Annotated in this window: 5 protein-coding genes; 3 read left to right on the forward strand and 2 right to left on the reverse strand. The window is 70.0% G+C overall.

Annotated elements, in window-relative coordinates; all coding sequences use genetic code 11:
• Both Q8M88_RS06695 and Q8M88_RS06700 read left to right on the forward strand, forming a co-directional pair.
• Window positions 1–788: efflux RND transporter periplasmic adaptor subunit (locus Q8M88_RS06695; RefSeq protein ID WP_305595653.1), on the forward strand; the 788-nt coding region annotated here is incomplete at its 5' end.
• A gap of 22 nt (window positions 789–810) precedes the next feature.
• Window positions 811–4,038 carry an efflux RND transporter permease subunit gene (locus tag Q8M88_RS06700; protein WP_305595655.1) on the forward strand — a complete coding sequence of 1,076 codons (3,228 nt, stop codon included), beginning with the start codon at window positions 811–813 and terminating at the stop codon, window positions 4,036–4,038.
• A 5-nt stretch (window positions 4,039–4,043) separates the two neighbouring features.
• Here the strand turns inward: Q8M88_RS06700 and Q8M88_RS06705 are convergent, their stop codons facing one another.
• Window positions 4,044–5,891: an ABC transporter ATP-binding protein/permease gene (locus Q8M88_RS06705; protein WP_371132642.1), complete on the reverse strand. Its 1,848-nt coding sequence runs from the start codon at window positions 5,889–5,891 to the stop codon at window positions 4,044–4,046.
• Between the two features lie 10 nt (window positions 5,892–5,901).
• A complete protein-coding gene (locus Q8M88_RS06710; RefSeq protein WP_305595657.1) occupies window positions 5,902–6,654 on the reverse strand; it encodes a hypothetical protein in 753 nt (250 codons plus the stop codon).
• A gap of 133 nt (window positions 6,655–6,787) precedes the next feature.
• On the opposite strand from Q8M88_RS06710, the gene Q8M88_RS06715 reads away from it, so the two are divergent.
• On the forward strand, window positions 6,788–7,194 hold a 407-nt coding region (locus tag Q8M88_RS06715; protein ID WP_305595659.1), incomplete at its 3' end, for a TIGR00730 family Rossman fold protein.

The raw sequence follows: 7,194 nt of genomic DNA on the forward strand, positions 1-7,194 counted from the left end.
AGGTCGGCAAGGGCGCGCTGCTCTGCCAGCTCGCTGTCGACGCGCGCCAGGCCGCCGTCGACCAGGCCCGCGCCGCGCTGAGGTCCAAGCGCCTGCAGCAGCAGGCCTCCGCCGAACTCGCCCGCAAGGGCTACCGTTCGCAAACCCAAGTGCTCCAGAGCCAGGCCGAACTCGACGCCGCCCAGGCTGTCGCCCGGCAGGCGGAGATCGCGCTGGAGCAGGTCAACATCCGCGCGCCGTTCGCCGGCGTATTCGACCGCCGCGAGGCCGAGATCGGCAGCTACCTCGCGCCTGGCCAGCCCTGCGGCACGGTGATCGAGCTCGACCCCATCCTGATCGTCGGCGACGTGCCTGAGACTCAGGCCTCGCAGCTCCGCGTCGGCTCCGGCGCGCGCGCCACCCTTGTTTCCGGCGGTACGTTGGACGGCACGGTGCGCTACGTGGCGCGCGACGCCGACCCGCAGACCCGCACCTATCGCGTCGAGATCGCCGCGCGCAATCCCAGCCTGCTGGCCCGCTCGGGTCTGTCGGCGGACGTCAGGATCAACGCCGGGATGGGCGCCGCCCATCTGATACCCCTATCGTCGCTCGTGCTGGATTCTGCCGGCCGCCAGGGCGTGCGCTTCGTCCAGCCGGACGGGCGCGTCGCCTTCGGCGCGGTGACCGTGCTGGAAGAAGCGCCCCAGGGCGTCTGGGTGTCCGGTCTGCAAGGAGCGGTTCGGGTGATCACAGTCGGCCAATCCTATGTGGCGGAGGGCCAGAAGGTCCGCCTGGCGGCGGCCCGCTGATCATGCCCTTGGATCGCCAGGCATGATCTCGGCCCTGATCCAGGGCGCCATCGCGCGTCGCAAGGTGGTGCTGGGCGTCACCCTCGTGGCCTTCCTGTTTGGCGTCGGCGCCTATGTGTCGATGCCCAAGGAGTCCAACCCGGACATCCCCTTCCCCTTCGTCTCGGTGGTGGTGCCCTATCCCGGCGTGAGCCCCGAGGACGCCGAGCGCCTGCTGGTCAAGCCGATGGAGGTGCAACTCCAGACCATCGAGGGCGTCAAGGAGATGAACGCCGTGGCCCGCCAGGGCACCGCGATCGTCAATCTCGAATTCGAGGCGAACTTCGACAAGGACAAGGTCATCGAAGACGTCCGCGCCAAGGTCGACCTGGCCCGCGCCAAGTTCCCGCCGGACGCCGAAGAGCCGATCATCTCCGAAGCCAACGCCAACGACAGTCCGGTGATCGGCATCGTCCTGTCGGGCGCCGCGCCGGAGCGTGAGCTCTATCGGCTGTCCCGCGAACTCAAGGACCGGCTGGACAGCTTGCCCGGCGTGCTCGAGGCCGACATCCGCGGCGCGCGCGACGAGGTGCTGGAAGTCACCATCGATCCGCTGCGCATGGAGACCTACAACGTCACCACCGGCGAACTCGCCCAGGTGATCGGCCGCAACAACCAACTCGTGCCTGCCGGCGACCTGCGCTCGGGCGCCGGCCAGTTCGCGGTCAAGGTGCCGGGCGTGGTCGAGAAGCCCGAGGATATCCTGTCGTTGCCGGTGAAGACCAACGGCGACCGGATCGTCACCGTGGGCGACATCGGCGAGGTGCGCCGCACTTTCAAGGAACCCTCGACGATCACCCGCATCGACGGTCGCCCCGCCTACACCGTCGAGGTCACCAAGCGCACCGGCGCAAACATCCTGAAGACCGTCGAGGCGATCCGCGCGGTGGTCGCCGAGGAACAGGCGCGCTGGCCGGAAACGATCCGCGTCGACTACACCTTCGACGAAAGCGAGTTCATCGGACGCAGCCTCTCGGTGCTGGAATCCGGCCTGCTGATCGCCACCCTGCTGGTGATGCTGATCGTCGTCGCCAGCCTGGGCGTGCGCCAGGGCCTGATGGTCGGCGCGGCGATTCCCGTCTGCTTCATGCTGGGCTTCCTGATGCTGCATGCGCTGGGCGTCACGCTGAACCAGATGGTGATGTTCGGCATGGTGCTGGCCGTGGGCATCCTGGTCGACGGCGGGATCGTCGTGGTCGAGTACGCGGACCGCAAGATGGCCGAGGGCATGCCCCGCGCGGAGGCGTTCGCCGCCGCCGGCACGCGGATGTTCTGGCCGGTGGTCAACGGCACCATGACCACGCTCTGCGCCTTCATCCCGTTCATGTTCTGGAACTCGATTCCGGGCAAATTCATGAGCTTCCTGCCGCTGACGCTGTTCTTCGTGCTGGGGGCCTCGATCTTCGCCGCGCTGATCTTCACCCCGGCGCTGGGCTCCCTGGTCGGCCGCTCGGCCGGCGTCGATGCGCGCCACCTGGCCGAGATCGAGAAGTCCGAGCACGGCGACCCGCGCACGATGACCGGCTTCATGGGCCGTTACGCGCACGCCATTGCGTTGCTGGGCCGCCACCCGTTCATGGTGGGGTCGGCGGCGATCGCTTGCGTGGCGCTGATCGGCGTGTGGTTCGCGATGACCCCGCATCGCACCGAGTTCTTCCTGGAGTCCGACCCGGAGACGGTGTCGATCTACGTCAAGGCGCGAGGCAACCTGTCGCCGGAGGCCGACGACGTGCTGGTGGGCCAGGTGGAACGTCGCCTGCAGGGCCTGTCCGGCGTGAAGTCGACCTATGTCCGCACCGGCGCGATGAGCCCGGCCGGCGGCGGCTACGGCCCACCCAACGACACCATCGGCCGCATCCAGGTCGACTTTGTCTCCTACGAGGATCGCAAGGCGTTGGGCCTGAGCGGTCGCGCTCTGTCCGACGAGATCCGCAAGCGCGTCGCCAACCTGCCCGGCCTGCAGGTCGAGGTGCGCGAGCCGCAGAACGGGCCGCCGACCGGCAAGGACATCCAGGTCGAGCTCCGCAGCCAGGACACCGCCGCCCTCGATCGGGCCGCCAACCTGGTGAAGGCCAAGCTCGCCGCCGATCCGCAACTGGTCGAGCTGGAAGACAACCGCACCTCCCCAGGCATCGAGTGGAACCTCAGCGTCGATCGTCAGGCGGCCGGCCGCTACGGCGTCGACGTCGTCAGCGTCGGCCAGGCGATCCAGTTCGTCACGGGCGGCGTGCTTGTCGGCCGCTTCCGGCCCGACGACGCCGACGACGAGCTGGACATCCGGATGCGCTTCCCGTTGGGCGCGCGCGGCATCGGCGCCTTGGACGAGCTGAAGATCCCCACCCCGTCAGGTCCGGTTCCGGCCAGCTACTTCATCAAGCGCACGCCGACCCAGCAGGTGACCAACATCCAGCGCCGCAACGGCCAGCGCGTGGTGATCATCCAGGCCAACGCCGCCGACGGCGTTGCCGCCAATCAGAAGATCGAGACCATCAAGCCCTGGCTGGAGAAGGCCGGCATCGAACCCAGCGTGCGCTGGAAGTTCCGCGGCGCCGACGAGGAAGGGCAGAAGGCGGCGCAGTTCTTCGGCATCGCCATGCTGGTCTCGCTGTTCATGATGGGCGTGATCCTGCTGTGGCAGTTCAACAGCTTCTACGGCGTGATGGTGACGCTATCGGCGGTGGCGCTGTCCACGGTCGGCGTGCTGCTGGGCGTGCAGGTGAACCTGGGGCACACCTTCGACTACATCTCGGTGATCATGCTGGGCACCGGCGTTGTGGCGCTGGCCGGCGTGGTGGTCGGGCACAACATCGTGCTGGTCGACACCTTCTACCAGCTCAGGCGCGCGGGCTATGCGGCGGACGACGCCTCGGTGCGGGCCGCGACCCAGCGGTTCCGCCCGGTGATGCTGACCACCGTGGTGACCGTGGTGGGCCTACTGCCGCTGATGTTCCAGATCCACCCGAACTTCCGGTTCGGCACGCTCGAGTACAAGGCGCCCGGCTCCGAATGGTGGGTGCAGCTTTCCGGCGCCGTGGTCTGGGGCTTGAGCTTCGCGACCCTGCTGACCCTGGTTGTCACCCCCGTCCTGCTCGCCGCACCCAAGGTGGTCGCCGACCGCTTCGACACGCTGCGCCGCAGGTTCAGCGGCCGGCCGGCGACGCCGCAGGAACAGACCGAAGCGCGACACGACTATCCCGCGGCGGCCGAGTAGCCACGTCAGGCCTCGCGGGTCTGACGCCGCCACAGCGCGGCGTACTCTCCAGCGTTCTCCAGCAACTCGGCGTGCGTGCCGCGCTCGACGATGCGGCCGCGCCGCAGCACCAGGATCTGGTCGGTGTCGACGATCGTCGACAGCCGGTGGGCGACAACCAGGGTCGTACGGCCGGCGCGCACCCGGCGCAGGGTGTCCTGGATCGCAGCTTCCGTCGGTCCGTCGAGCGCGCTGGTGGCCTCGTCGAGGATCAGCAGGCGGGGGTTGGCCAGCAGGGCGCGGGCGATGCCGACCCGCTGGCGTTCGCCGCCCGAGAGTTTCAGGCCACGCTCGCCGACCCGAGTGGCCATGCCTTCGGGCAAGCCGTCCACGAAAGCGCCGAGCTCGGCGGAATCGGCGGCGGCGCGCACCTCCTCCGGGCCGGCGGCTGGCCGCGCGAAGGCGATGTTGGCGTACAGCGTGTCGTTGAACAGGGCGACATCCTGTGGAACCAGGGCGATCGCGCCGCGCAGGCTGGTCTGGCGTACATCGCGCAGATCGAGACCCTCAAGCGTCACCGCCCCGCCCTGAGGATCGATCAGCCGCAGCGCCAGGCGCACCACAGTGGTCTTGCCGGCGCCGGATGGGCCGACCAGCGCCGTCGTCGTGCCGGGGGCCGAGACGAAGCTCACATCCAGCAGGCCGGAGGCCCGCGCGTCGTGGCGGAAGTCCACATGCTCGAACGCGAGCGCTGCGCCGCGCCCGGTGGCCGGCGGCAGGTCGGCCGCGGCCGGCGCGTCGGTGATGTCCGGCTGCACGCCGGTGAGCGCCGCCATCTGTTCCATGTCGATGAACGCCTGGCGGATCTCGCGATAGTTCGAGCCGAGCGTGTTCAGAGGCGTGTAGACGCCGATCAGCAGCAGCACCGCGGTGGTGACGTCGCCGACGCTCATCCGCCCCGCCAGCACCTCCATGCCGGCCATCACCGCCAGCAGCGCCAACCCGCCGTTCAGCACGACCGCCTGGACGCCGTTGAGCAGCTGCAGCGACACGTTGGAGCGGACCGCGGCCTGCACATAGTCGTGCATCGCGCCTTCGTAGCCGCTGACCGTGCGCACTTCGGAGCCGAAGGTCTTGACCGTCTCGTAGTTGATCAGCGCGTCGACCGAGAGGCCGGCGGCGCGGCTGTCCGCCTCGTTCAGTTCGCGCCGGTGGGCGATGCGCCAGTTGGTGATGCGGAAGGTCACCGCGCCGTAGATCAGGATGGTCGCCGCCGTGGCGACTGCGAAACGCCAATCGAGCCGCACGGTCATCACGACCATGGCCATGATCAGCTCCAGGCCCGTGGGACCCAGATTGAACACCACGCTGCGGATCAGGAATTCGGTGGAGCGCGCCCCGCGGTCGATGATCCGCGAGAGCGTGCCGGTCTGCTTGGTCTGGTGGAAGTCCAGCGACAGGACCAGCGAGTGCGCGAAGGTCTCGGTGGCCGCCTTGGCCATGGTCGATTGGGCGACGGGGGTGAAGATCGCGTCTCGGGCGTAGGGCGAGGAAGCCGACACCAGCCGCAACAGGGCGAACACCACCGCCAGCGCCACGAAGCTCGCGCCCACGCCGGTCGCCACGCCGGCGGCGGTCGCCGCAGGCGCGAGGCGATTGATTGCGGCGCCGATCGCCACAGGCGCCGCGACGCCCGCGGCCTTGCCGACCACCACCAGCGCCAGCGCCGCCGCCAGCCTGTAGCGCAGGTTCGGAGCGCCGGAGCGCAGCACCAGCCGCCAGAGCTCGGCCATCGAGGCCCAGCCGTCGAACTTGGCCCCAGCGGGCGCGACCGGTCCGGCCCGACCGCCTGCGCGCATATTGGCGAATGTCATCGCCCGCCCCTCAATTCAGCAGCAGGGTCGATTGGACCCCGCCGCCCGGCGTAATCCAGTCCACCCGCAGGCCGTAGGGGGTGTTGGCCGCGCGATACGGCTGGCCGGCCAGCGGCGCGGCCGGCGTGACGCCGACCTCGACAGTGCGCCCGCCGGTGTCGCCCGTCAGCGCGAAACTGTGCGAACCCTGGCGCAGCGGCTGGGTGAGCGCCAGCGTCAGGCGGCCGGATGCGTCGGTCCGGCCGGTGGCGGATGGTCGACCGTCGATCTCCAAAGCCAGCGGAGCGTCCGGCTGGGCGACGCCCGAGACCACCGCCCCGCCGCCCTGGTCGAAGTCGATGGCGGTCAGGCGCGTCGCCTGGCCCGTCGCCAGCACCGCAGCCCCCGCTCCGGCGCGAAGCTGCGCCACTTCGCCAGCGGGGGTCACCAGCACATAGCCCTGGGCCTGGGCGACGCGGCCCGCGAGGTTCATCGACAGGCCGAAGATCCTCGCCTCGCCGGCGCTCGGCAGCGCCAGGCTCCAGGCGCCGCGCGCGTCGGCTTGGGCGGTGCGAGCCTCGCCGGCTGGAGTCGCCAGGCGCACGCTGGCGCCCGGCGCGGCCTGACCCAGCAGCGCCACCTGACCCGACTCGCGACGCACACCGCGAATCGACGGTGGCGCGAGGTAACCGGAGTCGCCAACCGCCTCGGGCTTCGCCGCAGGCCCCGACGGCGGCCGGCTCGGTGCGTCGCAGGCGCACAGCGACAGCAGCGCGACCGCCACGGCGGCGCGACCGGCGTACAGCCCTGCGGCGAACGACGTCGTCAGCTTGCAACTCCCTGATCCAGGCCATAGCTAATCGGGCTTTCGGCGGTCATGTACAAGCCGCCCGCCAAACCCAAGGAGACGCTCGCCGATGCGGCGCCCGCCCGAACGCCTCGAATCGGTCTGCGTGTTCTGCGGCTCGTCTGACGACGCCGACCCGGCGTTGCTACGCGCCGCCGCAGGCGTGGGCCGCGAGCTGGCGCAGGCCGGGCTGAAGCTGGTCTACGGCGGCGGCGGCGTCGGGCTGATGGGCGCCTGCGCGCGCGCCGCCCACGAGGCGGGCGGCGCGGTCCTGGGCGTGATCCCGGACTTCCTGACCGCACGCGAAGGCGCACTCGATCTGGTGGAGACCCTGGTCGTCACCTCGATGCACGAACGCAAGCAGATCATGTTCGATCGTTCCGACGCCTTCGTGGTGTTGCCTGGCGGGATCGGCACGCTGGAGGAAGTGGTCGAGCTGCTGTCGTGGCGCCGGCTCGACATCCACCGCAAGCCGGT

The organism is Phenylobacterium sp., from assembly GCF_030693805.1.
Classification (GTDB): Bacteria; Pseudomonadota; Alphaproteobacteria; order Caulobacterales; family Caulobacteraceae; genus Phenylobacterium.